This is a genomic window from Aquirufa sp. 5-AUSEE-100C1 (assembly GCF_054558655.1).
Genome location: NZ_JBPXKO010000001.1, coordinates 496,521 through 521,589, shown reverse-complemented (window position 1 = coordinate 521,589; position 25,069 = coordinate 496,521). Strand labels below are relative to the sequence as shown.

Below are 25,069 nucleotides of genomic sequence, written 5' to 3'. Positions count from 1 at the left end.
TTTTGCTTGCCTTTTCGATATAAATTCTCCTAAAATTTCGCTAATTTCGTTCAATCAATTTTTATTCTTTTTTCATGTCTGTCTCCCCTGACTTACTCCGATTTTTGACCGATTTGAAAGCAAATAATTCGCGCGAATGGTTTGCTGCCAATAAATCTGTTTATGATCTGGAGAAGCAGAAATTTGATCAATTGATCGAGCGGTTGATTCAAGAATATGGGGCTTTTGAGAATATGATGGGTGTAGAGCGAAAGCATTGCTCCTATCGTTTATATCGCGATGTGCGGTTTTCAAAAAACAAGGATCCCTACAAAACTTGGTTTTCAGCCAGTTTCTCGGAGGGTGGTCGGCGATCCGGTTACATGGATTATTATCTACACATTGAACCCGGCGGTAAATCTTTTTTAGGTGGTGGGATGTACAGTCCTACGCCGGAGCAAATTGCGAAGTACCGACAAGAAGTGGATTACAATGGTGCGGCTTTGCGTAAAATTGTGGAATCTCCTTCATTCTTGGCCACATTTGGGAAAGCTGAGGGTGAAATGTTGCAAAAGGTTCCGAAAGGATTTGATCCAGATCCCGCAGATGTCGAATACATTCGTCGGAAACAATTGTTTTATTGGCGGCATTATTCCGACAAGGAAATTACTTCTCCTGATTTTGTCTCCAAACTCATGCAGGATTCGAAGCTTTTAAAGCCATTTTTGGATTTCTTGAATTTGACATTTTTTGATAAAGAACCTTTTTAACACCCATTTACATGCAATTTTCGCATTTACATAATCACTCTCAGTTTTCATTATTGGATGGGGCGTCGAAGATTTCGGCGATGTTTAAAAAGGCAAAGGCAGATAATATGCCAGCGGTTGCGATTACCGACCATGGAAATATGTTCGGCGTATTTCAATTTGTGGCAGAAGCTGGTAAGCAAGGAATTAAGCCCGTTGTAGGCTGCGAGTTTTATCTTGTAACAGATCGTCACAAGCAGAGTTTTACGAAGGAACAAAAGGATAAGCGTTACCATCAATTGTTTTTAGCCAAGAATCCGGAAGGTTATCAAAATCTGGTCAAACTGTGTTCGTTGGGATTTATGGAAGGAATGTATTCCAAATATCCACGGATCGACAAAGAATTAGTCTTAAAGTATCACAAAGGTCTGATTGCCACGACTTGTTGTTTAGGGGCGTCGGTACCGCAGGCTATATTGCGTTCGGGTGAAGAGGAAGCAGAAAAGGAATTTAAATGGTGGCTAGATCTTTTTGGTGAGGACTATTACATCGAAGTTCAAAATCATCATATACCTGAGCAACAGACAGTTAACGAGGTCTTGTTAAAGTTTGCAAAGAAATATAACGTCAAGGTAATTGCCTCGAATGATAGTCATTACTTAGATCAAAAGGATTCCAATGCACATGATATTCTCTTGTGTATCAACACGGGTGAAAAGCAGGCCACTCCTACCTACAAGGATATCGATGATGGATCTGAGATGAAAGGAAAGCGTTTTGCTTTCTACAATGATCAGTTTTATTTCAAGACGACAGAGGAAATGACCAAACTTTGGTCCCACGTTCCCGAAGCTATCGATAATACGAATGAGGTGGTGGATAAAGTAGAAACCTTGAAGCTCACCAAAGATGTATTATTGCCTAACTTCCAGATTCCGACCAATTTTCAAACGCAGGATGATTATTTGGAGCATTTGACGATGGAGGGCGCAAAAAAGCGCTACGTGGATATCGATCAGGTGGTTGAGGAACGTTTACGTTTTGAATTATATACCATCCGAACGATGGGTTTTGCGGGTTATTTCTTGATTGTTGCCGATTTTATCCAAGCAGGTCGTGATTTGGGTGTTTACGTTGGTCCGGGCCGTGGTTCTGCTGCGGGCTCAGTGGTAGCCTATTGTTTAGGGATTACGAATATCGATCCCATTAAGTATAATTTGCTATTTGAGCGTTTCTTGAATCCCGATCGTAAGTCATTGCCCGATATTGATACGGACTTTGATGATGAAGGCCGACAAAAAGTTATCGACTATGTGGTCGATAAATATGGTAAAAACCAAGTGGCGCACATTGCTACGTATGGAACTATGGCCGCCAAAATGTCGATTAAAGACGTCGCACGCGTATTGGATTTGCCACTATCCGAGTCCAATGCGTTGGCGAAATTAGTTCCAGAGAAGCCAAAAATTACCTTGGAGCGAATATTTAACGCGCCTCTGAATGGAGATAAGAGTTTGGCTGATAAAGAAGGTTTGAATCCGGAGGAGATCGAACAGGTGAAGCAATTGCGTCAAATCAAAGATTCAGGTGGTTTGCCTTCCACGGTGATTGAGAATGCCTTGGTTTTGGAAGGTTCTGTGCGCGGAACAGGTATACATGCTGCGGGAATTATCATTGCACCCTCTGATTTAACGGATATTTTACCGGTCGCCACTTCGAAGGACGTTTCCTTGTTGATCACGCAATACGATGGTTCAGTCATTGAAAATGCCGGTGTTATTAAAATGGACTTTTTGGGTCTAAAGACCCTTTCCATCCTTAAAGAGGCAGTTCGCCTAATTAAACAGAATCACGGGATAGAAATTGTCTTGGATGATTTGCCCTTGGATGATCAAAAGACCTTTGAATTATATCAACGTGCAGAGACGAATGGTACCTTTCAGTTTGAATCCCCTGGAATGCAAAAGCATTTAAGGGATTTGAAGCCGGATCAGTTCTCTGATTTGATTGCCATGAATGCCTTGTTTCGTCCAGGCCCGATGGTTTATATTCCGAACTACATTGCTCGTAAGCACGGTCGGGAGGCCATTGAATACGATTTGCCGGAAATGGAGGAGTATCTGAATGATACCTACGGGATTACGGTCTATCAAGAGCAGGTAATGTTGCTTTCGCAGAAATTAGCTAATTTCTCGAAAGGTGATGCCGACGTACTTCGTAAGGCCATGGGTAAGAAGGATAAGGCGACGATTGATAAAATGAAGGGTAAGTTCATGGAAGGTGGGCAGGCCAACAATCATCCGGCGCCTAAATTGGAAAAGATTTGGACCGACTGGGAAGCATTTGCGCAGTATGCCTTCAATAAATCGCACTCGACCTGTTATGGTTTGGTGGCTTATCAAACGGGTTACTTGAAAGCAAACTATCCGTCGGAGTACATGGCAGCCGTCTTGTCCAATTCCCTAGGAAACATCGAGAAGATTACCTTCTTCATGGATGAGTGTAAACGAATGGGGATTCCGTTGTTAGTTCCGGATGTTAATGAATCATCCCGATCGTTTGCTGTGAATAAAAAGGGACACATTCGTTTTGGACTTGGAGCGATTAAGGGTGTGGGCGAAGCAGCTGTAGACGTGATTGTAGAAGAACGGAATAAGAATGGGGAGTATAGGGATATTTATGATTTTGTTTCTCGAATCAATGTTCGCCAGGTAAATAAGCGCAGTATGGAATCTTTGGCATTAGCTGGAGCATTTGATTGTTTTACGGAGGTTCAGCGTTCACATTATTTTGCCATGGAGGACGGGACATCGTTTATTGATAAAATTGTTCGCTATGCTTCTAAAATGACCGAATTAAAGGCTGAGGCAACGCAATCATTATTTGGGGACTTGGGAGCTGGAACAGGAAACGATATCGCTAAACCGCGTCTTCCCTCGAGTGAATCTTGGTCTGTGATGGAGCAATTAAAAAATGAGAAGGAAGTCGTTGGGGTATATATTTCGGGTCATCCTTTGGATGAATATAAAGTTGAGATTCAGAATTTTACGAATTCAACTGTAACCCAATTAGATTCAAAGCCTGGTGCTGTTCAATCCGTCGCTGGCATTGTAACCAAAATGAATACGCGTACTTCGGCGAATGGAAATCAGTTCATGATTTTCACGCTAGAGGACTACTCAGGAAATTATGAGTTTGCGTTATTCGGTAAGGATTACATTGAATTCGAGCGTTTCATTGGTCAAGATCGGATGTTGTTTTTGCAGGGTTCTTACCAACAAAAGAACCGCTATGTAGAGCAGATGGTCTTTAAAATCCAATCGATTGAGTTGCTTTCAGAGGTTTTGGAAGAGCGTACCAAAGAAATGAAACTGTCTTTACATCTCAAGCACCTTACTCCTGCTCTGATGGATAATTTATATTCGGTGTTGGATCGGAACAAAGGGAATAAGAAATTGGTTATTGAGGTATTCGATGAAGAAGAGAAGATTCAGATGGATTTCTTGTCAAGAAAGATGCAGATTCGAATTGGAAAAGGTTTGATTGCCGACTTGCAAGCGCTTGATTCGGTAGGTTTTCGATTAATTTCATAAATATTTACGCGGGAACTAAATCTTGTATTTGATTTGTTATAATTTTGAATTTTAAAATAAAATAGAAAATGGGAAAATATGTAGAGGCAACGGATGCCAACTTTCAGGAATTAATTAATGGACCAACACCAGTATTAGTCGATTTTTGGGCTGAATGGTGTGGACCTTGCAAAATGATCGGACCAATCGTAGAGGAGTTAGCAGGAGATGTTGAAGGACAAGCGGTGGTAGCTAAAATGAATGTGGATGCGAATTCTGCGGTACCTGCCTCTTTAGGTATTCGTTCAATTCCTACCTTGATGGTATTTAAAAATGGTGAAATGGTGGAGCGTTTAGTGGGTGGAAATATCCCTAAATCTGTTTTAGCAGAAACTTTGTTGAAGCACGCTTAATTTGCCCGATAAACCTTATCCATGGCTTGTAACAAGATGTTGCAAGCCATTTTTATTTCCGCTTGGGTGATCACTAAGGGAGGTGCAATGCGTAAGGAATTATCGCAGAACAAAAACCAATCCGTGATTAAGCCCAGATGTATACATTCATCAATGACCGCTTTGACGGTTTTGAAATCTTGCATTTCCACGGCAATCATCAAACCTATTCCGCGGAATTCTTTGATAATGGGATGCTTTAATAAATCTTTAAATAAATCGTGTTTCGCTCCCACTTGATCAAGAAGTTGATTATTTTCAATGTATTGTAAGGTCGCTAATGAAGCCGCACAAGAAACAGGATGTCCCCCAAATGTCGTAATGTGACCTAATACGGGGTCATAGGAAAGCGATTGCATAAGTGATTCGCTGGCCATAAATGCACCAATGGGCATTCCGCCCCCCATCCCTTTGGCGGTTAATAGCACATCGGGAATGATGTTTTTAGATTGAAAAGCCCAGAAAGTACCCGTCCGTCCGAATCCAGTTTGTATTTCGTCAATGATTAATAGGCAGCCTACTTCGGAGCATCTGGCTCGCAAAGCTTTAAAATAGGCTTCACTGGCCGTTCGAATTCCCGCTTCACCTGCAACAATTTCAATAAAGACGGCGGCGGTTTTGTGGGTAATTGCGTTTAAATCCTGCAATTCACCATGTCGAATATGTCGGATATCTGGTAATAAGGGCCGAAAGCTGTTTTTAAATCCTTCATCCCCTGCTAAGGATAATGCACCTTGACTAGCCCCATGATAGGCATTGATGCAAGCAATCATCTCAGTCCTTTTGGTATATCGTTTGGCTAATTTCATGGCCCCTTCTACAGCCTCGGTACCAGAATTTGTAAAATAAACTTGGTTGAGGGTATTGGTTTGGGTCGATTTAACCAGAGCTTCAGCCAGTAGTACTTGTGGACTTTGGATGTATTCGCCATACACCATCAAGTGCATGTATTGATCAAGCTGATTTTTGATGGCTTGAACTACTTCAGCATTTCGATGCCCCACGTTCGATACCGCAATTCCAGAAATTAAATCGATGTACTTTTTATTGGAAGTATCCGTTAAATAAATATGCTCGGCATTCATTATTTCTAATGCTAAAGGGGCATTAGACGTTGGAGCCATGTGTTTCTGAAAGAGTTGTCGGTGAGTCAATCCCATAAGATTTCAAATTTACGCCCTTTTATTAAATTATCAGTTTTTAACATGGTGTATTCCAATTATCTTCGAAACTTTGTGCTATGAAGCTACTCTTACTATTAATTCTTTTTCCTATATGCCTGACAGCTCAAACCTTACAGGGACGTGTAATGGACGCGAAAGGTGAAGCATTAGCTTTTACTTCAATTTGGGTGGAAAATACGAATCAAGGAACCTTGGCGAATGAGGATGGCCGTTTTGAATTGCGTTTAAAACAGGGAAAGAATCGGTTGGTATTTAGGCATTTGGGCTTTGCTCCTAAGCCTGTTGAAATTGAATTAGCTAATCAGGAATCCAAGGAGGATGTAGTGGTTATTATGCAGGAGCAAGCGGTTGCCTTGGATGAGATTAATGTGCGTGCACTCAAGGAAGATCCTGCGATTGGTATCATGCGTCGAATGATCGCTATGGCCCCTTTTCATTTAAAAGAACTAAATTCTTATCAGGCGAAAGCTTATGTGAAAGGTGGTGGTAAAATAATATCTATTTCTAAATTAGCCGATTTAGCAATCGGAAAGCAGTTGGAGAAAGATGCGGGTATTAAAGTAGGGAGAACGTATGTTTTAGAGGGGATTAACCAAGTAACTTATAAGCGTCCCAATCAAGTCCAGGAGCGTGTGATATCAAATCGTAGTAATTTGCCACTTGCTTTGAAGGGAGCTGATGCACCTAATTTAAGAGCTACTCAAACTAATTTTTACCAGCAGAAAGTATGGGGGTCTTTGATTTCACCCCTTGCTCCTCAAGCCTTTCAATTTTATAATTTTAGTTTTTTGGGAAGTTTTACACAAGGCGGAAAAACGATAAGTAAAATACAGGTTCGGCCAAAGGCTTACGCCATCGATTTGTTTGATGGAGAATTGTTGGTCGTGGAGGACACATGGAGTATTTATTCGCTTCGATTGAATTTTAAGAATAGTTCGGGAGGTTTTACGTTAAGCCAACAGAATGCTGAATTTCAGGGCGTATGGATGCCAATTAATTATGAAATGCGTGCGACTCTGCAGGTTTTAGGCTTTGGTTTCGCGGTTAATTATGTAACACAGGTAAAGTCCTATCAGATACAGGTTAATCCGGGATTTGTGGTAAAGCCCCAGATTATTGAAGAGCGTTTAGATAAAGCTTTGGCCAAAGAAATAGATCGTTCGAAGGTTACCAGAAATCCCCAATCAGCGTTTAATGGAGAGATTACGCGAAAAAAATTAAAAAAGGTACTTAAGCAGGTTGCCAAGGAGGAGGTAAAAGAGGATTCTTTAGCCAAAGAAGGAATAAGTGGGATTTATGAAATGACAGTAGATTCGCTTGCTCCTACGCATTCGGAAGCGTTCTGGAATAAAGAAAGAGAAGTCCCTCTGACGGAAGCTGAAATTAAGGGATTCAAGGAAGCAGATAGTTTATATGTATTTGAACGCGCGAAGATGACGAAAGACTCTTTAAATGCGTTACCTAAGTTTAAATTATCTCATTTGTTTTTTGCGAAGCGGTATACTTATGAAAAGAATGGCTTGGGTAATTCTTTCAGTATTGGTTTGTTCGGTTTTGGATTTACTCCCGTGGATGGATTTTATTTAAATCGGGATTTAGAATTCAATCATCAGCGGACAAAGACTGATTATTTTAAAACGGGAGCCTATTTGCGTTACGCCTTTGCGCGCCAAGGATTTAATGGAGACTTTTTTGTGGAGAATAAGTCGGATGAAGGTAGAAACCTCCTTAACATGACAGTAGGATCTCAAGTGGCTAATTTTAGTTCTGCCAAAACACTTCCATTGACGCTCAACTCAAGCGCGGCTTTGTTTGATTCAAGGAGTTATTTGTATTGGTATCAAAAGGATTTTGCTCAAATAAGCTTTAGGCGTCAGGTTCGAGCTTCTTTTCAATGGCGGGCTGAATTAGAATATCGTAACCGTAGTCCATTGACTAATGTAGTTTCAAATGGATGGTTTCAAAGACAGAATTCATTTCGAGCGAATTATCCTTTAGCGAATGAAATTGCAGACACAAGGTTTGAGACGCATAATCAATGGAGCATAGGAGCATCTATTACTTGGAAACCAGGATCTACTTGGCGATTGATTAATCAAGTCCGTCGAGTAGCTAGATCTGAGAGTAATTTAACGATGAAGTTAGAAACTCAGGCTGTATTGGGTGATTTTGGCTTTTCAAGAATAGGTATTCAGGTAGATCAAACGGTTAATTTAAATCGTTTAGGTCAATTGGCTTATCAGGTTCGTTACGATGATTTCTTCAGGAAGCCACGTATTTTTATGGATTTCACCCATTTCAATGCCAATGAATTAAATGTTGTTTCAAGTTTACCTTTTGGATTTAGCACCTTACCTATGTATCAATTTAGTACAGCGGGCAGATCACTCGTTTTTCATTCGAAATGGAGTCCCCGAAAATTATTATATACCCAAAGTCAATGGTTCTATATGTATGGACTACGTGAACATATTCGTTTCAGTTCATTGCAGACGGTGTCTAGGAATGGGAAAGATGGTTTTTATGAAGTGGCTTATTCCTTGCAAGGAATTTTCAGGACATTTGGTTTAGAAGTTGCAAAACCGATTGGTAATTGGGTTCCATCTGAGTGGAAACTTTCAATAACTGCACCCTTCTAGTTGGAAATTTGCGGGAAAATCTCTTAATTGTGCTAAATTTTTTTGAAAAAATCTAAATCATTATTTATGAATCAAATTGTTTACTTAGTCCCTGCTTTTGGTATAGTAGGATTGCTGTATACAGCATGGAAATTTAGTTGGGTATCTAAACAGGATGCGGGAAATGACAAGATGCAGGAGTTGTCCGGCTACATTGCGGATGGGGCGATTGCATTTTTAAAAGCAGAGTGGAAAATTTTAGCCTATTTTGCCATTCCAACGGCAATTTTATTAGCGTGGTTGGGTACACAGACAGGAACTGTGGATAATCCCATTCACTCATCTCCTTACATTGCATTAGCCTTTCTTATTGGCGCCATTTTCTCAGCTACCGCGGGGTACATTGGTATGATTGTAGCTACAAAGGCCAATGTGCGTACTGCTGAAGCAGCTCGTACTTCTTTAGCTAAAGCATTGAACGTATCGTTTACAGGAGGTTCAGTTATGGGTATGGGAGTTGCTGGCTTAGCGATTCTTGGTTTGGGTGGTTTGTTTATCGCCTTCTATCAATTATTTGCGGAAGGCAAAGCATTGACTTCTGATGAGATGAAGACGGCTATTGAAGTATTAGCAGGTTTTTCATTAGGTGCGGAGTCGATTGCCTTATTCGCTCGTGTTGGAGGCGGTATCTATACGAAAGCTGCCGACGTTGGAGCTGACCTTGTAGGTAAGGTAGAGGCTGGTATCCCAGAAGATGATGTTCGTAATCCAGCGACGATTGCTGATAACGTGGGTGATAACGTAGGTGACGTAGCGGGTATGGGAGCTGATTTGTTCGGTTCTTATGTGGCTACGATTCTAGCTACCATGGTATTGGGACAAGAAATTGAAGTTACTGATAATTATGGTGGCTTCTCCCCTGTTTTATTGCCGATGTTAATTGCAGGTGTGGGTCTATTAGCTTCCTTAGTTTCGACATTCTTTGTACGAATTTCGAAGGAGACAGATTCGGTACAAAATGCGTTGAACGTAGGTAATTATGCTTCTATTGTTATCACATTTATTGCCTCCTATTTCTTGGTAACCAATATTTTACCTGAAACCTTAGTATTACGTGGAACAACATTCAGTTCAATGGATGTATTCTATGCGATTATTGTAGGTTTGGTAGTTGGTGCATTAATGTCAATTATCACGGAGTATTATACGGCGATGGGTAAGCGTCCGGTTGATTCAATCGTACAGAAATCAGGTACAGGTCATGCAACGAATATTATCGGTGGTTTAGCGGTTGGTATGGAATCTACTGTATTGCCAATTATCGTTTTGGCTGCAGGTATTATCGCTTCTTATAAATTTGCGGGTATCTACGGTGTTTCTATTGCTGCTGCGGGTATGATGGCAACAACTGCTATGCAATTAGCAATTGATGCTTTTGGTCCAATCGCTGATAATGCAGGAGGTATTGCTGAGATGTCTCAATTGCCTTCTGAGGTTCGTGATCGTACGGATAATTTAGATGCGGTAGGAAATACAACAGCAGCTACGGGTAAGGGTTTTGCCATTGCATCGGCAGCTTTGACTTCTTTGGCATTGTTTGCGGCTTTCGTTGGTATTTCTGGAATTACTGCTATTGATATCTATAAAGCAGATGTTTTGGCAGGTTTATTCATTGGTGGTATGATTCCATTTATTTTCTCAGCTTTATGTATTTCAGCTGTAGGTAAAGCTGCGATGGAAATGGTTAATGAGGTGCGTCGTCAATTCCGTGAGATTCCAGGTATCATGGAATACAAAGCAAAGCCAGAATATGAGAAATGTGTGGCTATTTCTACCGAGGCATCAATTCGTCAAATGATTTTGCCAGGTGCAATCGCTTTGACAGTACCTGTTGTCGTTGGTTTCACGATGGGACCTGAGGTTTTAGGTGGTTTATTGGCAGGTGTAACGGTATCAGGTGTTTTGATGGGTATTTTCCAATCAAACGCGGGTGGTGCTTGGGACAATGCAAAGAAATCATTCGAGAAAGGTGTGTTGATCGATGGTCAAACATTTAAGAAAGGTTCTGAACCTCATAAGGCTGCTGTAACGGGTGATACTGTTGGTGATCCATTCAAGGATACTTCTGGACCATCGATGAACATCTTGATTAAATTGATGTCGATCGTTTCTTTAGTTATTGCTCCTTACATTTATGCCGGAAAAAGCAAGGCACACGCAAGTGTGAAAAGCCCCGCGCCTATCGTTAAGGTAATTGCTAAAAAATAGATTACCATGGAGCGTTTCATCATTTGATGAAACGCTTTACATAAAAAAAGCCATCCGTAATTTGACGGATGGCTTTTTTAGTTCTATCAGAAAAATCTCTAAGAGAATTAAGCAGTTAATTTACCTCTTAATGCTCTTGGGATATCGATGGTAGCAACTGGGTTAGAAGCTGGATTTAGGATTTCGCAACCCTCAACTTTCAACTTGTTAACCTTCACTGTTTGACCTAAGTCAAGTCCAGAGATATCCGCTGTTACGAAATCAGGAATGTTAGCCACTAATCCACGTAAAGAAACTTTACGTAATTTTTGAACCATTTTACCCCCTTTGATAACGCCTGGAGAGTTTCCAATGATTTTAACTGGAACGTCGATTTTAACTGGCTTGTCAGCCGTGATCTCCAAGAAATCTACGTGAAGAATCATTTCGTTTACTGGGTGGAATTGAGCATCTTGCAAAATTGCACGGTGGATATCTCCTTCAATGTTCAATTCTACTTCGTACACATCTGAAGAGTACAATAACTCACGGAACAAGATCATCGGAACTGCGAAATGCAATTGCTCTTTACCACCATACAATACGCATGGAGCTAATGCCTCTGCACGTAAATCTTTTGAACCTTTGGTACCTAATGTAGCGCGCTTATACCCTACGATTTCTAACTTTTTCATTTTGTTTTTGTTAGTGTTTCCAGTCTTTCGCACGTAGGCTATCCCCTGAAAACGGTTGAAATTAATATTTAATAAATAATGAACTGATAGACTCATGATCACGGATACGACCAATTGCTTTGGCAAATAACTCAGCAACGGATAATACCTTAATTTTGTCGCATTCCTGTTTTTGTGGAATCGTATCTGTTACCAATAATTCCGTTAAAACAGAATTAGAGATATTTTCATACGCTTTTCCAGATAAAACGGGGTGTGTTACCACCGCGCGAACTGAATTTGCACCCTTGTCCATGATTAACTGAGCGGCCTTACACAAGGTACCTCCGGTATCAATTAAGTCATCGACCAAGACCACATCTGCACCTTTCACATCTCCGATTAATTGCATAGATGCAATTTCATTGGCACGCTTACGGTGTTTATCGCAAATAACCATCTCCGCATTGAAGAATTTGGCCATATTGCGCGTACGTACCACACCACCTACGTCCGGTGATGCAAATACAATATTTTCAAGATTTAACGATTTCAAATAGGGTACAAAGATGGCATTGCCTTCCAAGTGATCCACTGGAAAATCCATAAATCCTTGAATTTGACCCGCATGAAGGTCAATCGTCATTAAACGATCTGCTCCAGCCGCAGTCAATAAATTTCCAATCAATTTAGCTCCAATACCTACACGTGGACGATCTTTACGATCCTGACGAGAATAACCAAAGTAAGGAATTACCGCCGTCACGTAGTGTGCTGAAGCACGTCTTGCTGCATCAATCATCAACAACAATTCCATCAAGTTATCAGCTGTAGGGAAAGTTGATTGAATAATAAATACATCACAGCCGCGTACTGATTCATCAAAACTGGGTGACATCTCACCATCTGAGAATCGCAATGTGGTTACTGCACCCAAATCCTTTCCATAATACTTCGCAATTTCCTTCGCGAGGTAATTAGAGGCCGAACCTGAGAAAATTTTAACTGCGTTAATCGCTGCCATGTTAGTATTGTAAGGGCTTAATTATAAAAATTAAGGCGCAAAATTAGACATTTTACGCCTTAAATCAAATCTATTTTACAGATGCACGAATAATGTTCAATGCGCCACCTGCTTTGAACCACTCGATTTGTTGAGCATTGTAGGTATGATTCACCGCAAAACTCTCTTTCGAACCATCTGCATGCACCAATTCAATCGTCAATTGTTTTTCTGGTGCGAATGAACCTAAGCCAACAATATTAATGCTGTCATTCTCTTGAATCTTGTCATAATCAGCTTCGTTGGCAAATGTTAATGCCAACATACCCTGCTTCTTCAAGTTGGTCTCATGAATACGAGCAAATGACTTCACCAAAACCGCACGAACACCCAAGTGACGTGGCTCCATCGCCGCATGCTCACGAGATGAACCTTCACCGTAGTTGGTATCCCCTACTACAATTGTTCCAATTCCTGCCGCTTTGTATGCACGTTGTGTCGCAGGTACCGGACCGTATTCTCCCGTTAATTGATTTTTAACATTGTCTGTTTTCTCGTTAAAGAAGTTGACAGCTCCAATCAACATATTGTTTGAGATATTATCCAAGTGACCTCGGTATTTCAACCATGGACCTGCCATTGAGATATGATCTGTTGTACACTTACCTTTTGCCTTAATCAATAATTTCAAGCCGGATAAGTCGGTACCTTCCCAAGCCGCAAATGGATCCAATAATTGTAAACGATCTGATGTAGGTGAAACCTTCACTTGAACGCCTGATCCATCTTCTGCTGGAGCTTGATAGCCTGCATCTTCAGCCGCAAATCCCTTTTGTGGTAATTCATCGCCTGTTGGGGCATCCAATTTAACTTGCTCACCTTTCTCATTGGTCAAAGTGTCAGTCAATGGATTGAAAGTCAAATCTCCTGCAATTGCTAATGCGGTAACCATTTCTGGGGAAGCAACGAACGCAAATGTATTTGGGTTACCATCCGCACGTTTTGCGAAGTTTCTGTTGAATGAGTGAACAATCGTGTTCTTCTCTCCTTTTTCAGCACCTGGACGAGCCCATTGGCCGATACATGGTCCACAAGCATTCGAGAATACGGTCGCACCAATGGTATTGAATGTATCAATGAATCCGTCACGTTCAATCGTGTAACGTACTAATTCAGAACCTGGCGTAATGGTAAATTGCGCTTTGGTCTTTAATCCTTTAGCCGCTACTTGTTTTGCTAAAGATGCTGCGCGCGCGATATCTTCGTAAGATGAGTTGGTACAAGAACCTATCAAACCAACCTCCACTTTTGTAGGCCAACCGTTTTTCTCGGCTAATTCTTTCATTTTCGAAATTGGTGTAGCCAAATCGGGTGTGAAAGGACCATTTAAATGGGGTTCTAATGTATCTAAATCAATTTCGATTACCTGATCGAAGTATTTTTCTGGATTTGCATATACCTCAGGATCCGCCGTCAAGTGCTCACGAACTTGATCCGCCATTGCAGCAACATCCGCACGACCCGTTGATTGTAAATAACGCGCCATGGAATCATCGTAACCGAATGTTGAGGTAGTTGCACCAATTTCCGCTCCCATGTTACAAATAGTACCTTTACCTGTACATGACATAGAAGTTGCTCCTTCTCCGAAATATTCAACGACACAACCTGTACCACCTTTTACGGTCAGGATACCCGCTACTTTTAAGATAACGTCTTTGGGTGCAGTCCAACCGTTTAATTTACCTGTTAATTTAACACCGATTAATTTCGGGAATTTCAATTCCCAAGCTAATCCTGCCATCACATCACAAGCATCTGCACCACCCACACCGATAGCGATCATACCTAATCCACCCGCGTTAACCGTGTGAGAGTCAGTACCGATCATCATTCCGCCTGGGAATGCATAATTTTCTAAAACGACTTGGTGAATGATACCCGCACCTGGTTTCCAGAAACCGATACCGTATTTATCTGAAACTGATGACAAGAAATCGTAAACTTCTTTATTCTTATCGACCGCAACGGCTAAATCCGTTGATGAAGCCACTTTCGCCTCAATCAAGTGATCACAGTGTACCGTAGATGGTACAGCTACCTGTGGGCGTCCTGCTTGCATAAATTGCAACAAGGCCATTTGAGCCGTTGCATCTTGCATCGCTACACGGTCCGGTGCGAAATCAACATAAGAATTTCCACGAGCATATGCCGTAGAAGGCGTTCCTTCCCATAAATGGCTGTAAAGGATTTTTTCAGTTAACGTAAGCGGCTTACCAGTTAATGCACGTGCTGCTGCAATGCGAGCCGGCATTCTTTCGTAAACAGCTTTGATCATTTCAATGTCAAAGGCCATGGTAATTATTTTTATATAAGAAATTGCTCGCAAAATTAATAGATTAGCTTGAAAATTGCCAATTTTGAAGACTATGATTTCCTATGATTGAAATTTTATTGAAATTTGGCAATCGTTTCTGAATTAAATAATGTTTTTGGCTGTTTTGTCAGTCATTTAAACCTATTAAGCTTGAAAATTTTCCGTCATTTTGTTTGCCTTATAGGGCTATGCCTGCCTGGGATGGTATGTGCGCAAATGAATGATTTTCAGGCTGTTGTAGATTTAGCAATCGCCCAAGCTCCCTCCCATGCCGCCCAAATTAGACACCTGCAATTTGATGTGGAGATTGCCGAAAAAGGTCGTTTTGATCGTTTCCCCTATGTCGGTAAGCAACGTTTACAAAAATTGGAGGGGATTAAGATTGGGCAATGGTACGGTAAACAAACCAATTCGCATGTTTTTATGGGTGCGATGAATCAAATGATTCATCGAGTGGAACAAGTGCAAGGTAATCAAATCAAATATCCACGTCCTACTTTATTCTTTTGGACAGATTTTTATCAGGATTTTGTTGGTTCACAGATCATATCACCGCTTAATTTTCAGGCTCGTGCTTATTACGATTTTACTTTCAAACAGACTTTTCTTTTACAGGGCCAAGCGGTATACCAATATACCATTACGCCTAAATGGAAAACAGATCGTTTATTTTCGGGTGTTTTGACATTGAGTCAAGAAGGTATGTTTGTTGGCTTCGAAGGAACAGTTGAATCCGACGCAATTGATTATCAATTGGATATCAAGAATCAATATAAATATGACATTTGGCTTCCTTTATCTGCCCGTTTTCAAGTCAAAGGAGGACTCTTAGGAATAACGGGGGAATATGAAATCTTTCAAAAAGTCAATGGGGAAATTCAGTTTTGGTTACCCGCTGTAAATGACTTTGAAAAACCTAAAGCGATTAAGGAAGTATTAAATATTTCTGATCGAGCATTTGATGAAACATTTGTTAGCCAATTGCTCGCTAATTTTCATCAAGGTCTTATTCGAAAATGGAAACAGAGGCCACAATCAGCGCTCGTGAGTTCAGATTCCGTTGTTATAGCTCCTACAGTACAGAAGAAAATACAAACGCCGAATTTTTTCCCTGTACCCATGGATTCCTCAAGTATCGCTTATTTTGATACATTGAGGAAGGTTCCTTTTCGTTTGGATCAATTGGTATTTAGTCGGTCTTTTTACTTTGGCCAACGAAAGCAAGATTATTATCCCTTTGAAATCTATTACAAATCCCCCGTTTTTGACTCCAATTTCAACACTGCCGAAGGTTTCGTAGTCAATACAGCTGTCGTTTTTCGAAAACGATGGGCGCGCTATCGCATGTTGGAAGCCGAGTTATTAGGCCGAAGGTCTTTTGAGCTTAATCGAAATACGGGATATGCCCGACTCCGTTATCGTTCGGAAACATTAGATATTTCCGCCACGCAAGGAGATTATGTAGCACAATTCAACCCTGATAATACCATTTCACCCGAAATGAACTCGCTTGCGACGCTTCTTTTGAAAAACAATCAAATGAAGATTTATCGAAAACAGTTTTGGAATATTTCCTTATTGAAACGGATTTCATCACGCCTTTACATTAAGGCTCTTGTTGAATCAGCCTTGAGAATGCAAATGGATAATACAACGGGCTATTATTGGATCAATTACATGAACCGTCGATTTAGTAGCAATAACCCAACAAATGAGGAAAATATGGTAGAAGGTTTTGATGCTAACCGGGCACTTATCACACAATTTACGCTCGGGTATCGTCCTTTTCTTACACAATCCTATTTTAATTCTACCCGACAATCGGATTGGGGGTCTTCTCCTTTGATTCAGGTAAAATATCGTGCCGCATGGCCCGAAATCATGGGTGCTAAAGTGGATTTCCAAATGCTTGAATTATCTTATGTTCAAAATTTGCAACTTTCCCCATGGGCAAAATCGGGTTTTGTTATTAATGCGGGTACTTTCTTTGGGCATTCACCGAGATATTTTTTAGACTACAAACATTTTAATGGCGGCCTTAATTTGATAAACACAGGAGATATGTTGGCCTCGCACCGCTTAGTCGGTTATTATCAGAATTTTACTTCGGGGGCCAACCAGCGGCTAAATGTCAATCATTATGCTTACAGTACCTCAGGAAACTATGTTGAGGCTTTATCTCAATTTCAGTTTTCCAACCTTTGGTTAAAGCCCTTGCTTGGAACAAAAAAAGCCTACGTGAAAGAACTTTTGATCGCGAATGCCGTTTACCTACCTAAACAGAATTTATTTTACCAGGAATTGGGGTATGGATTGGATGGCGTTATTAAGGTCCTCCGATTGGAGGCTATTGCTAATTTTTCCAATGGAAACTTTAATTACCTTGGATTTCGGGTAAACATCAATTCGCGTATTCGAATTGGTAATATTCCTGAATAATATGATTTTTTAGATTTTTTTTGGTGCTTTCGCTGTAATTGTAAACAAATACATTTTAAGCAACTATATTTGAGGTCATTTCGAAAATTTAACCTGTAACGTTTATCTGATGGCAAAAAATTTGGTCATAGTTGAGTCCCCCGCAAAAGCAAAAACGATAGAAGGTTATTTGGGTAAGGATTTTATTGTAAAATCTTCTTTCGGTCATGTGCGGGATTTACCTACCAAAGGTGATAAAGTCATCGATGTGGATAATGATTTCACGCCCACGTATGTTGTATCCTCTGATAAGACACAGGTTATTTCGGAATTAAAGAAATTAGCAAAATCATCCGATGAAGTTTGGTTAGCAACGGACGACGACCGTGAGGGAGAAGCCATTTCTTGGCATTTAAAAGAGGCGCTAAATTTAAAGGATGATACGAAACGTATTGTATTTCGAGAAATTACGAAGTCGGCGATTTTAAAAGCGATCGAACAGCCTCGGGCTATTGACATGGATTTAGTGAATGCCCAACAAGCGCGTCGGATTATGGACCGTTTAATTGGTTTTGAACTATCCCCTGTTTTGTGGTCAAAGGTTCAAAAAGGATTATCTGCAGGTCGTGTTCAGTCGGTTGCCGTTCGTTTAATTGTAGAGCGTGAGCGTGAAATCGAAGAACATAATAGCATTGCTACTTTTAAAGTAACTGCATTATTTGATTTGCCTGGAAAAAAAGTATTGAAAGCGGAATTGGCCAAGAATTTTGCCAAAGAAGGTGATGCATTGGAGTTCCTTAAGAAGTGTGTTGGGGCAACCTTCTCCATTAAGAGTTTAGAAACGAAGCCTGCAAAGAAGACACCGGCTCCGCCATTTACCACTTCTACGCTCCAGCAGGAAGCATCGCGTAAATTGGGATATGCCGTGGCAACGACCATGTCCATTGCGCAAAAACTATATGAATCAGGTCGTATTTCTTACATGCGTACCGATTCAACGATGCTGTCACAAGAAGCGAGAGATAAAGCAAAGGCGGCGATTGAAGCGAACTATGGCGATAAATTTCACCATGCGCGTCAATTTAAAACGAAATCAGATAGTGCTCAAGAGGCGCACGAAGCCATTCGTCCAACGGATTTTGGTTTATCCACGCTATCGGGAGATTCTCGTGAGCGTAAACTATATGAATTAATTTGGAAGCGTTCAATTGCCTCTCAAATGGCAGATGCGCTTTTGGAAAGAACTACTGCCCAAATTGAAATTTCAACCACCACCGAAGTTTTAGTGGCTCAAGGTGAGATGGTCGCTTTCGAAGGTTTCTTAAAAGCCTATTTAGAAGGAAAAGACGATGAAGAGGAGGATGAGAACAAAGATATGTTGCCTCCTTTGACCGTTGGCCAAGTTCTCCAATTAGATGAAATTAAGGCGCAAGAGCGTTTCTCTCGTCCTGCACCCCGTTACACGGAAGCTAGTTTAGTGAAAGCATTGGAAGAAAAAGGTATCGGCCGTCCATCTACTTACGCTCCTACCATATCTACCATCATTAAACGGGCCTACGTTGAGAAAGAAGATCGTCCCGGAAAGGAACGTAGCTATCAAACGTGGACGTTAAAAGATGAAGAAATTGCAGGTACTAAGGCCACGGAAATGGTGGGTGCTGAAAAGGCGAAATTATTCCCGACCCATATTGGTACTTTAGTTACGGATTTCTTAGTTGAAAATTTCCAAGAGGTCGTTGATTATACCTTTACCGCTGAAATGGAAAATGAATTTGACCACATTGCACAAGGGAAGTTGCCATGGGTTAAATTGATGAAAGATTTTTATGGTTCCTTCCATAAGACCATTGAAGAAAGTAAGAGCATCTCGCGTAGTTCTGTGGGCGGAGGTCGTGAATTGGGTGTGGATCCGGAAACAGGCAAAAAGATTTCGGTTCGCTTAGGAAAATTTGGACCATTCGTCCAATTAGGTGAATCAGGAGAAGAAGATAAACCCGTTTTTGCGAACCTAGCGAAGAATCAATCGATAGCTACCTTAAGTTTAGAAGAAGCCATTGCTTTATTAGCTCGTCCGAAATTGCCACGTGAGATTGGTATCCATGAGGATAAACCGGTTGTAATTGGGGCAGGTAAATTAGGTCCTTACATTAAGTTTGATGGCAAATTCGTTAGTTTGCCAGAGCCTTATGATCCGTTTACGATCGAAATAGAACAAGCCTTGGTGGTCATGCAGGCCGCTCAAAAAGCTGCTGAATCAGCAGGTTTAGGGTATTTTGAGGATCAATTAATTGAAACAGGTAAAGGCCGTTTTGGTCCATATGTGAAGCATAACGGTAAGTATATATCACTAAGTAAGACAGACAATTTGGCGACCTTAACGCAAGAGCGCGCAATTGAATTAATCTTAGCCAAGCGTAATTCCGAGGCGAATAAGATTATCAAAGAATTTGCCGAGAATGCAGCTGTCAAGGTGGTAAATGGTATGTATGGTCCCTACATTCAAATCGGAAAACGAAATGTAAAGATTCCTAAGGATCAAGATCCCGCAAGTTTAACATTGGAAGATTGCCTGGCTTTAGGTGATGCTGCCCCTGCGCCGAAAAAAACAACTAGAAAAAAATAAAATGAGTCAGATTATTGATGGAAAAATGGTCGCTGAATCCATGAAAGCGGCTATTGCCTTGGAAGTTCAGGAGTTGCTTGCTTCCGGTAAACGTGCCCCCCATTTAGTAGCCATTCTTGTAGGTAACAATGGTGCATCTGAAACCTATGTGGCCAATAAAGTGAAATCATGTGAGGAGTTAGGTTTCTCTTCTACCCTACTTCGTTTTGATCCTTCCATTACTGAAGATGAACTCTTGAAAGCGGTTGAGGACGTGAATAATAATCCTGACATGGATGGGTTAATTGTCCAACTCCCTTTACCCAACCACATTAATCCAGACCGTGTCATGGAAACAATTCATCCTTCGAAAGATGTGGATGGTTTTCATCCAATCAATATCGGTCGGATGGCGAAAGGATTACCTGCTTACATTTCAGCAACTCCGCAAGGAGTATTGGATTTGTTAGCTTATTATAAAATCGAAACTGCGGGAAAACATTGTGTGGTAGTTGGGCGTAGCCAAATTGTCGGCTTACCGATGTCCATTCTCATGCAACGCAATCATCCACAAGGAAATTGCACGGTGACTTTAACTCATTCGCGGACTGCGAATTTGGAAGAGATGTGCCAACAAGCTGATATTCTCATCGCGGCATTAGGTAAACCCGAATTTATTAATGCTTCACACATTAAGCCAGGCGCGGTTGTCATCGATGTAGGTTTAACGCGTGTAGAAGATTCGTCGAAGAAATCTGGATTCGCCTTAAAAGGGGACGTCGATTTCGATTCAGTTTCGCCAATTTGCTCTTACATCACTCCGGTGCCTAAAGGAGTTGGTCCGATGACTATCGTTTCTTTAATGAAAAACACGCTTTTAGCAGCCAAAGGCGTGATTTACCCGAAGAATTAAGCCTTGAATAAATAGCGATGGAAAACTCCCAATGGGAGTTTTTTGTCGTATTGGTCATTAAGGTATAATTCACCCGACTGAGCATTGTCTGGAACACTGAAAATTCCATTGACTAAATTTTCAACAACCAATGTTGAAAAACCCAATGAATAGACATTCGTTAACAAGATGTGCTCTTTAGGGTCCAAAATCTCTTTCACAGAGCGTAACATATCATCAATTTGTTCCTCGAGAATCCATTTCTCTCCGTCAGGTCCCCGACCGTATGCTGGAGGATCTAATAAGACACCTTGATAGAAATTTCCCCTTCTCGCTTCTCGCTTGACAAATTTTAAGGCATCTTCAGCCATCCAACGAATCGAATCCAATTGGGAGACTTCCATGTTTTCCCTTGCCCAAGATAGTACAGGCTTCACTGAATCCACGTGTGTGACATCGGCTCCCATTTGACGGCAAACCAAACTAGCTCCTCCTGTGTAGGCAAAAAGATTTAAGATTTTTGGTTTTGGATTGCTCAACAAGGGAATATGCTTAGCTAAAAATTCCCAATTCGATGCTTGTTCCGGAAATAAGCCCACGTGTTTGAATGAGGATAAGCTTATCTTTAGTTTTAAATCCAATTTCTCCGATTGATAAGGAATAAACCATTTATCGGGAACTCCTTTTTTGATATCCCAGATACCACGCTCTGTACTCCCTTTTTCTTTGCGGAAATGGGCATTGGCTTTCATTGCCCAAAATTCTTCAGATAAGGATTTTGACCATAAAGCCTGAGGCTCTGGGCGTCTTACCACAAAATCACCAAACTGTTCTAGTTTTTCAAATCCGCCTGAATCGATGAGTTCGTAACTTTTTCCCCAGTTTTGAGGTGTTTCAATGGCGATGGATTGTTGATTGGTAGACATTAAGGGTTGAATTGAATTTTATTTAAATAGAAAACTTGACGTTTCCCATCCGTTTGGTTAACAATTTGTTGGGTACCGGAAGCTAAAAAATAAGTATTGTACCAATATGTTAAATCGGAATCACCGGATTTACGCACACGGTCACCTTCTTGATTGGTTTCAATCGGCATCACATGTTCGGTTTCTTTGGTTCCTTGCGCTTGGATTATTTTGGAAACAATCTCATTATTTCGGCTGTAGCTTAGTATAATTTGGTCTTCTTGAACTGAAGTTTTGATTTTCTGAATGAGTTTCGGCTCCTTCATATCTTGTAAGGAAATACAGTGATCCCACAATAATTTTCCAGTTTCATCTAATTCCGCTATGACAGCGTGGGTGTAGACCCATCCGTCAAACTGTTGCTGATTTCCATAATAATTAAATCCTCTGTATCCCCACGGACTGTAATAGCTTGAGAATGGCGAATAAAGACCATAATAGCCATATCCCCAGCGATAAGGATTATACAACATGCTCCAAGGAGAATAGAAGCCACCCATGGACATCATACCTGGAAAGAATCCACCGCCATAAGGGCCGAAATTATTGTATTTATAATCGGGATAAAAAGCTTCTGCAACAACGATGTAATGATCACCTTTTCGAATGATATCATGCATTAATAGTCGGTAATCCAGTCGCAAATCCTCCCCTTTTTCTTCCTTATCTTTGATTTTACGGTTTTGTCGTTCTTGTTGTTTTGGGCTCAAAAAGTTAAAGAAATTATCAAATTTCGTAAAGGAAGTATAGCTGGCATGGGTTTGTTCACCATCCACAAAGGATTGAAAATATAATCCTTGAGAACTTGGTCCCCTCGATGATCCAATGGTATTTTTATGCCCATAGGTACCCACGATGACTTGCAAGGAATCATTAATCTGCGCTGATTTGGCATTCATCATGGCATATTCCTCATTCGGTTTCATTAAGATTTGACTCACCTGATTTCCATCTTCATCAAATGATTTTAAGACCAATTGGTACTCTTTAGCCTTTTTCCCAACCGAATAGGTCACATTGATCTGACGGTAAACCGTATCCAAATCCATGGATTGAATTTCGGTTTGTCCTTTTACTACCGCGGGTAAAATGCGTGTTTTCTTTTCGTTAAGATTAGTAAATAGGATAACCGGCTGAGAATTTACCATTCCTGCGATAAATAGGGATGCGTTTAGGGCTTTGAAATTCGAGATCTCGATTCGGTCGACCGAAATAATTTGAAACTTTTCGACTTTTGCTTTCTCCGTATTCACTCGAAAGATTACGTAAGAGTTACTCTTAAATCGACTGAACAACAGATACAAATCTTCTCCATCATAACTGTGTGTTACAAAATCTTGGTTAGGGTCGATGTTGGCATTGCTTGACCATTCTTGCTCCAAATTTGTAGAGAATTTTCGAAGGTTAAAAGCCTGTTTGTTTAACTGACTCATTAAAATGACCCCCTTATTGCCAAGTGGAATCGTAAACGTTTCTACCTGATTCGATTCTTGAGGAAATTCAATTCGCTTATTGGTTTGACCATATCCTGAAAACAGGATCGCCAACAAACATACAAGAATCGAGATGGACTTTTTCATGATTATTCAGTTAGGCTCAATATTATATCAAACTCGGCTTTTTGAACTGGAGTTACGGATAGTCGCGATTGCTTTATTAATGCTAATGAGCTCAATCTTTCATCCGCTTTCATCGCTTTCAAGGTCACTGTTTTTTCGAATTTTTTCACGGGAATTAATTCGACAACCACCCAGCGCGTGTCCTCCGTGGTTGGATCTTGGTAAAATTCTTTACTTACTTCTGCGAGACCTACGACCTCCATGCCTTCGTTTGAGTGATAAAAAAACACCCAATCGCCTTTTTTCATGGCCATCATGTTATTTCTAGCTTGGTAATTTCTTACTCCGTCCCAAACCGACTTCCCTTCTTTAACGAAATCATCCCAAGAATATTTGAATGGCTCCGATTTTACTAACCAATAATTCATCTTTATGGGAATTTAGGGAATTTAGAGAAATTAGGTTTGCGCTTTTCTAAAAATGCATTTTTTCCTTCTTTCGCCTCATCCGAAAGGTAATATAATAGCGTTGCATTACCCGCTAATTCTTGAATACCTGCTTGACCATCTAATTCGGCATTGAAGGCTGATTTCAACATGCGTAGTGCCAATGGACTTTTTTCCAAGATTTTTTCACACCAGGCTACTGTCGTCGCCTCTAATTCCTCCAGAGGAACAACTTTGTTGACCAAGCCCATTTGTAAGGCATCTTGCGCATCATATTGATCACATAAGAACCAAATTTCACGGGCTTTCTTTTGACCCACGACACGCGCTAAATAAGAAGCGCCGAAGCCTCCGTCAAAGGAGCCAACGTTTGGACCTGTTTGACCGAAACGTGCATTTTCAGCAGCAATCGATAGATCACAGATAACATGTAAAACGTGACCGCCGCCAATGGCCCATCCAGCAACCATCGCAACAACGGGTTTAGGTATTGTTCGGATTTGACGCTGCAAATCCAACACATTTAAACGTGGTACATAATCTTCTCCAACATATCCACCATCCCCACGGACACTTTGGTCTCCCCCAGAGCAAAAAGCTTTGCCTCCTTCACCTGTTAAGATGATTACTCCGACAGACGTATCTTGGCGCGCTAATTCCATGGCCTCCGACATCTCCTGTACGGTTAAAGGCGTAAATGCATTGTGCTTGTGTGGGCGATTAATGGAGATTTTTGCAATCCCTTTGTATTGTTGGAATAAAATTTCTTTATACTCCTTTATCGTTTTCCAAGGAAAATTTGATGTCATATGGCTTTAATTTGATTCTTCGTTATACGTAACATCCCAAGTATGGTCTGCTAATAAAATGACTTTGGCTAAATAGCGGCTGTATTTAAATGAACGTCCCCATTCATGTGGCGCTACGAGGGATAATAAATCTGTCCCGTCTTCTTTTTCGTACATGTAATAGGTTTCACTGATAATGGGCTCAAAACCCATCGCGGCATCATAGATGCGTTCTGAAATTTCTTTACGATCGGCTAATAGTTTAGCTTGTTTGGCTAAAACCTCCATCTGCTCATAGAGCTGATTCATCTGACGATCGGTTTGTTGGCGCATGGCCATAATACTTCTCCCCTTCGTTTTCCCAGTATCCTCTGGTTTAATCACTGCGCCCCCTGCGGTATGTGCATAAGGAAGTAAGCCCGGGTTTTGAGCTACTTTGTCAGGATTAATGGGATTTAAAAAAGGATCTTCGTTCATCTGGGCAAGGTTATTTGATTAACCTCTTATTAACTCACGAAATTAGAGAATGTTTGGTTAATTTTGG

General features: G+C 40.8%; 17 protein-coding genes. 8 read left to right on the top strand and 9 right to left on the bottom strand.

Going from position 1 to position 25,069, the window contains the following annotated elements; translation table 11 throughout:
- Positions 1-74 precede the first annotated feature (74 nt).
- The 3 genes from ACMH5P_RS02290 (at position 75) to trxA (ending at position 4,713) form a co-directional block, all read left to right on the top strand.
- The gene (locus ACMH5P_RS02290; RefSeq protein WP_459492694.1) at positions 75-749 is read left to right on the top strand and encodes a DUF2461 domain-containing protein; all 675 of its coding nucleotides are present in this window, start codon (positions 75-77) and stop codon (positions 747-749) included.
- 11 nt (positions 750-760) lie between these two features.
- Complete coding sequence (gene dnaE, locus ACMH5P_RS02285) at positions 761-4,321, top strand: DNA polymerase III subunit alpha (RefSeq protein ID WP_459492693.1); 3,561 nt, start codon at positions 761-763, stop codon at positions 4,319-4,321.
- A 68-nt stretch (positions 4,322-4,389) separates the two neighbouring features.
- Complete coding sequence (gene trxA / locus ACMH5P_RS02280) at positions 4,390-4,713, top strand: thioredoxin (protein ID WP_459492692.1); 324 nt, start codon at positions 4,390-4,392, stop codon at positions 4,711-4,713.
- Here the strand turns inward: trxA and ACMH5P_RS02275 are convergent.
- The gene (locus tag ACMH5P_RS02275) at positions 4,710-5,912 is read right to left on the bottom strand and encodes an aspartate aminotransferase family protein (protein ID WP_459492691.1); all 1,203 of its coding nucleotides are present in this window, start codon (positions 5,910-5,912) and stop codon (positions 4,710-4,712) included. The genes trxA and ACMH5P_RS02275 overlap by 4 nt on opposite strands.
- An 80-nt stretch (positions 5,913-5,992) precedes the next feature.
- Between ACMH5P_RS02275 and ACMH5P_RS02270 the strand changes: the two genes are divergently transcribed.
- Together ACMH5P_RS02270 and ACMH5P_RS02265 are read left to right on the top strand one after the other, a co-directional pair.
- Entirely contained in the window at positions 5,993-8,575 is a 2,583-nt protein-coding gene (locus ACMH5P_RS02270) for a DUF5686 and carboxypeptidase regulatory-like domain-containing protein (protein ID WP_459492690.1), read from the top strand.
- A 66-nt stretch (positions 8,576-8,641) separates the two neighbouring features.
- Positions 8,642-10,822: a sodium-translocating pyrophosphatase gene (locus ACMH5P_RS02265; RefSeq protein ID WP_459492689.1), complete on the top strand. Its 2,181-nt coding sequence runs from the start codon at positions 8,642-8,644 to the stop codon at positions 10,820-10,822.
- Positions 10,823-10,929: 107 nt separating this feature from the next.
- On the opposite strand, the gene ACMH5P_RS02260 is transcribed toward ACMH5P_RS02265, so the two are convergent.
- From ACMH5P_RS02260 to ACMH5P_RS02250, 3 genes are all read right to left on the bottom strand, one after another.
- Positions 10,930-11,496 (bottom strand): 50S ribosomal protein L25/general stress protein Ctc, encoded by a 567-nt coding sequence (locus tag ACMH5P_RS02260; RefSeq protein WP_459492688.1) that lies wholly within the window; start codon positions 11,494-11,496, stop codon positions 10,930-10,932.
- 61 nt (positions 11,497-11,557) lie between these two features.
- Positions 11,558-12,499, bottom strand: a complete 942-nt coding sequence (locus tag ACMH5P_RS02255) for a ribose-phosphate pyrophosphokinase (protein ID WP_459492687.1) — start codon at positions 12,497-12,499, stop codon at positions 11,558-11,560.
- 70 nt (positions 12,500-12,569) lie between these two features.
- On the bottom strand, positions 12,570-14,834 hold the full coding sequence (locus ACMH5P_RS02250) for an aconitate hydratase (RefSeq protein WP_459492686.1): 2,265 nt from the start codon (positions 14,832-14,834) through the stop codon (positions 12,570-12,572).
- Positions 14,835-15,005: 171 nt separating this feature from the next.
- Between ACMH5P_RS02250 and ACMH5P_RS02245 the strand changes: the two genes are divergently transcribed.
- The 3 genes from ACMH5P_RS02245 (at position 15,006) to ACMH5P_RS02235 (ending at position 20,788) form a co-directional block, all read left to right on the top strand.
- The gene (locus ACMH5P_RS02245) at positions 15,006-17,294 is read left to right on the top strand and encodes a DUF5686 family protein (RefSeq protein WP_459492685.1); all 2,289 of its coding nucleotides are present in this window, start codon (positions 15,006-15,008) and stop codon (positions 17,292-17,294) included.
- Between the two features lie 109 nt (positions 17,295-17,403).
- On the top strand, positions 17,404-19,896 hold the full coding sequence (topA, locus tag ACMH5P_RS02240) for a type I DNA topoisomerase (RefSeq protein WP_459492684.1): 2,493 nt from the start codon (positions 17,404-17,406) through the stop codon (positions 19,894-19,896).
- Between the two features lies 1 nt (position 19,897).
- On the top strand, positions 19,898-20,788 hold the full coding sequence (locus tag ACMH5P_RS02235) for a bifunctional 5,10-methylenetetrahydrofolate dehydrogenase/5,10-methenyltetrahydrofolate cyclohydrolase (RefSeq protein WP_459492683.1): 891 nt from the start codon (positions 19,898-19,900) through the stop codon (positions 20,786-20,788).
- Here the strand turns inward: ACMH5P_RS02235 and ACMH5P_RS02230 are convergent.
- From ACMH5P_RS02230 to ACMH5P_RS02210, 5 genes are read right to left on the bottom strand one after another with little or no spacing between them, the layout of a single operon-like run.
- Positions 20,785-21,693 carry a class I SAM-dependent methyltransferase gene (locus tag ACMH5P_RS02230; protein ID WP_459492682.1) on the bottom strand — a complete coding sequence of 303 codons (909 nt, stop codon included), beginning with the start codon at positions 21,691-21,693 and terminating at the stop codon, positions 20,785-20,787. The two genes, ACMH5P_RS02235 and ACMH5P_RS02230, sit on opposite strands and share 4 nt — an antisense overlap.
- Complete coding sequence (locus tag ACMH5P_RS02225; RefSeq protein WP_459492681.1) at positions 21,693-23,312, bottom strand: hypothetical protein; 1,620 nt, start codon at positions 23,310-23,312, stop codon at positions 21,693-21,695. Before ACMH5P_RS02225 ends, ACMH5P_RS02230 begins: the two co-directional genes overlap by 1 nt.
- A 2-nt stretch (positions 23,313-23,314) precedes the next feature.
- Positions 23,315-23,719 (bottom strand): EVE domain-containing protein, encoded by a 405-nt coding sequence (locus ACMH5P_RS02220; RefSeq protein WP_459492680.1) that lies wholly within the window; start codon positions 23,717-23,719, stop codon positions 23,315-23,317.
- A gap of 2 nt (positions 23,720-23,721) precedes the next feature.
- A complete protein-coding gene (menB, locus tag ACMH5P_RS02215; protein WP_459492679.1) occupies positions 23,722-24,546 on the bottom strand; it encodes a 1,4-dihydroxy-2-naphthoyl-CoA synthase in 825 nt (274 codons plus the stop codon).
- 6 nt (positions 24,547-24,552) lie between these two features.
- Complete coding sequence (locus ACMH5P_RS02210; RefSeq protein ID WP_459492678.1) at positions 24,553-25,002, bottom strand: DUF2452 domain-containing protein; 450 nt, start codon at positions 25,000-25,002, stop codon at positions 24,553-24,555.
- Positions 25,003-25,069 lie beyond the last annotated feature (67 nt).

What these genes read in the sequence shown, in the direction of transcription:
- menB (WP_459492679.1), bottom strand. Translation starts at nt 24,546, where the DNA reads ATGACATCAAATTTTCCTTGGAAAACGATAAAGGAGTATAAAGAAATT.
- ACMH5P_RS02260 (WP_459492688.1), bottom strand. Translation starts at nt 11,496, where the DNA reads ATGAAAAAGTTAGAAATCGTAGGGTATAAGCGCGCTACATTAGGTACC.
- ACMH5P_RS02255 (WP_459492687.1), bottom strand. Translation starts at nt 12,499, where the DNA reads ATGGCAGCGATTAACGCAGTTAAAATTTTCTCAGGTTCGGCCTCTAAT.
- dnaE (WP_459492693.1), top strand. Translation starts at nt 761, where the DNA reads ATGCAATTTTCGCATTTACATAATCACTCTCAGTTTTCATTATTGGAT.
- topA (WP_459492684.1), top strand. Translation starts at nt 17,404, where the DNA reads ATGGCAAAAAATTTGGTCATAGTTGAGTCCCCCGCAAAAGCAAAAACG.
- ACMH5P_RS02220 (WP_459492680.1), bottom strand. Translation starts at nt 23,719, where the DNA reads ATGAATTATTGGTTAGTAAAATCGGAGCCATTCAAATATTCTTGGGAT.
- ACMH5P_RS02225 (WP_459492681.1), bottom strand. Translation starts at nt 23,312, where the DNA reads ATGAAAAAGTCCATCTCGATTCTTGTATGTTTGTTGGCGATCCTGTTT.
- ACMH5P_RS02230 (WP_459492682.1), bottom strand. Translation starts at nt 21,693, where the DNA reads ATGTCTACCAATCAACAATCCATCGCCATTGAAACACCTCAAAACTGG.
- ACMH5P_RS02270 (WP_459492690.1), top strand. Translation starts at nt 5,993, where the DNA reads ATGAAGCTACTCTTACTATTAATTCTTTTTCCTATATGCCTGACAGCT.
- ACMH5P_RS02235 (WP_459492683.1), top strand. Translation starts at nt 19,898, where the DNA reads ATGAGTCAGATTATTGATGGAAAAATGGTCGCTGAATCCATGAAAGCG.
- ACMH5P_RS02265 (WP_459492689.1), top strand. Translation starts at nt 8,642, where the DNA reads ATGAATCAAATTGTTTACTTAGTCCCTGCTTTTGGTATAGTAGGATTG.
- trxA (WP_459492692.1), top strand. Translation starts at nt 4,390, where the DNA reads ATGGGAAAATATGTAGAGGCAACGGATGCCAACTTTCAGGAATTAATT.
- ACMH5P_RS02290 (WP_459492694.1), top strand. Translation starts at nt 75, where the DNA reads ATGTCTGTCTCCCCTGACTTACTCCGATTTTTGACCGATTTGAAAGCA.
- ACMH5P_RS02210 (WP_459492678.1), bottom strand. Translation starts at nt 25,002, where the DNA reads ATGAACGAAGATCCTTTTTTAAATCCCATTAATCCTGACAAAGTAGCT.
- ACMH5P_RS02250 (WP_459492686.1), bottom strand. Translation starts at nt 14,834, where the DNA reads ATGGCCTTTGACATTGAAATGATCAAAGCTGTTTACGAAAGAATGCCG.
- ACMH5P_RS02275 (WP_459492691.1), bottom strand. Translation starts at nt 5,912, where the DNA reads ATGGGATTGACTCACCGACAACTCTTTCAGAAACACATGGCTCCAACG.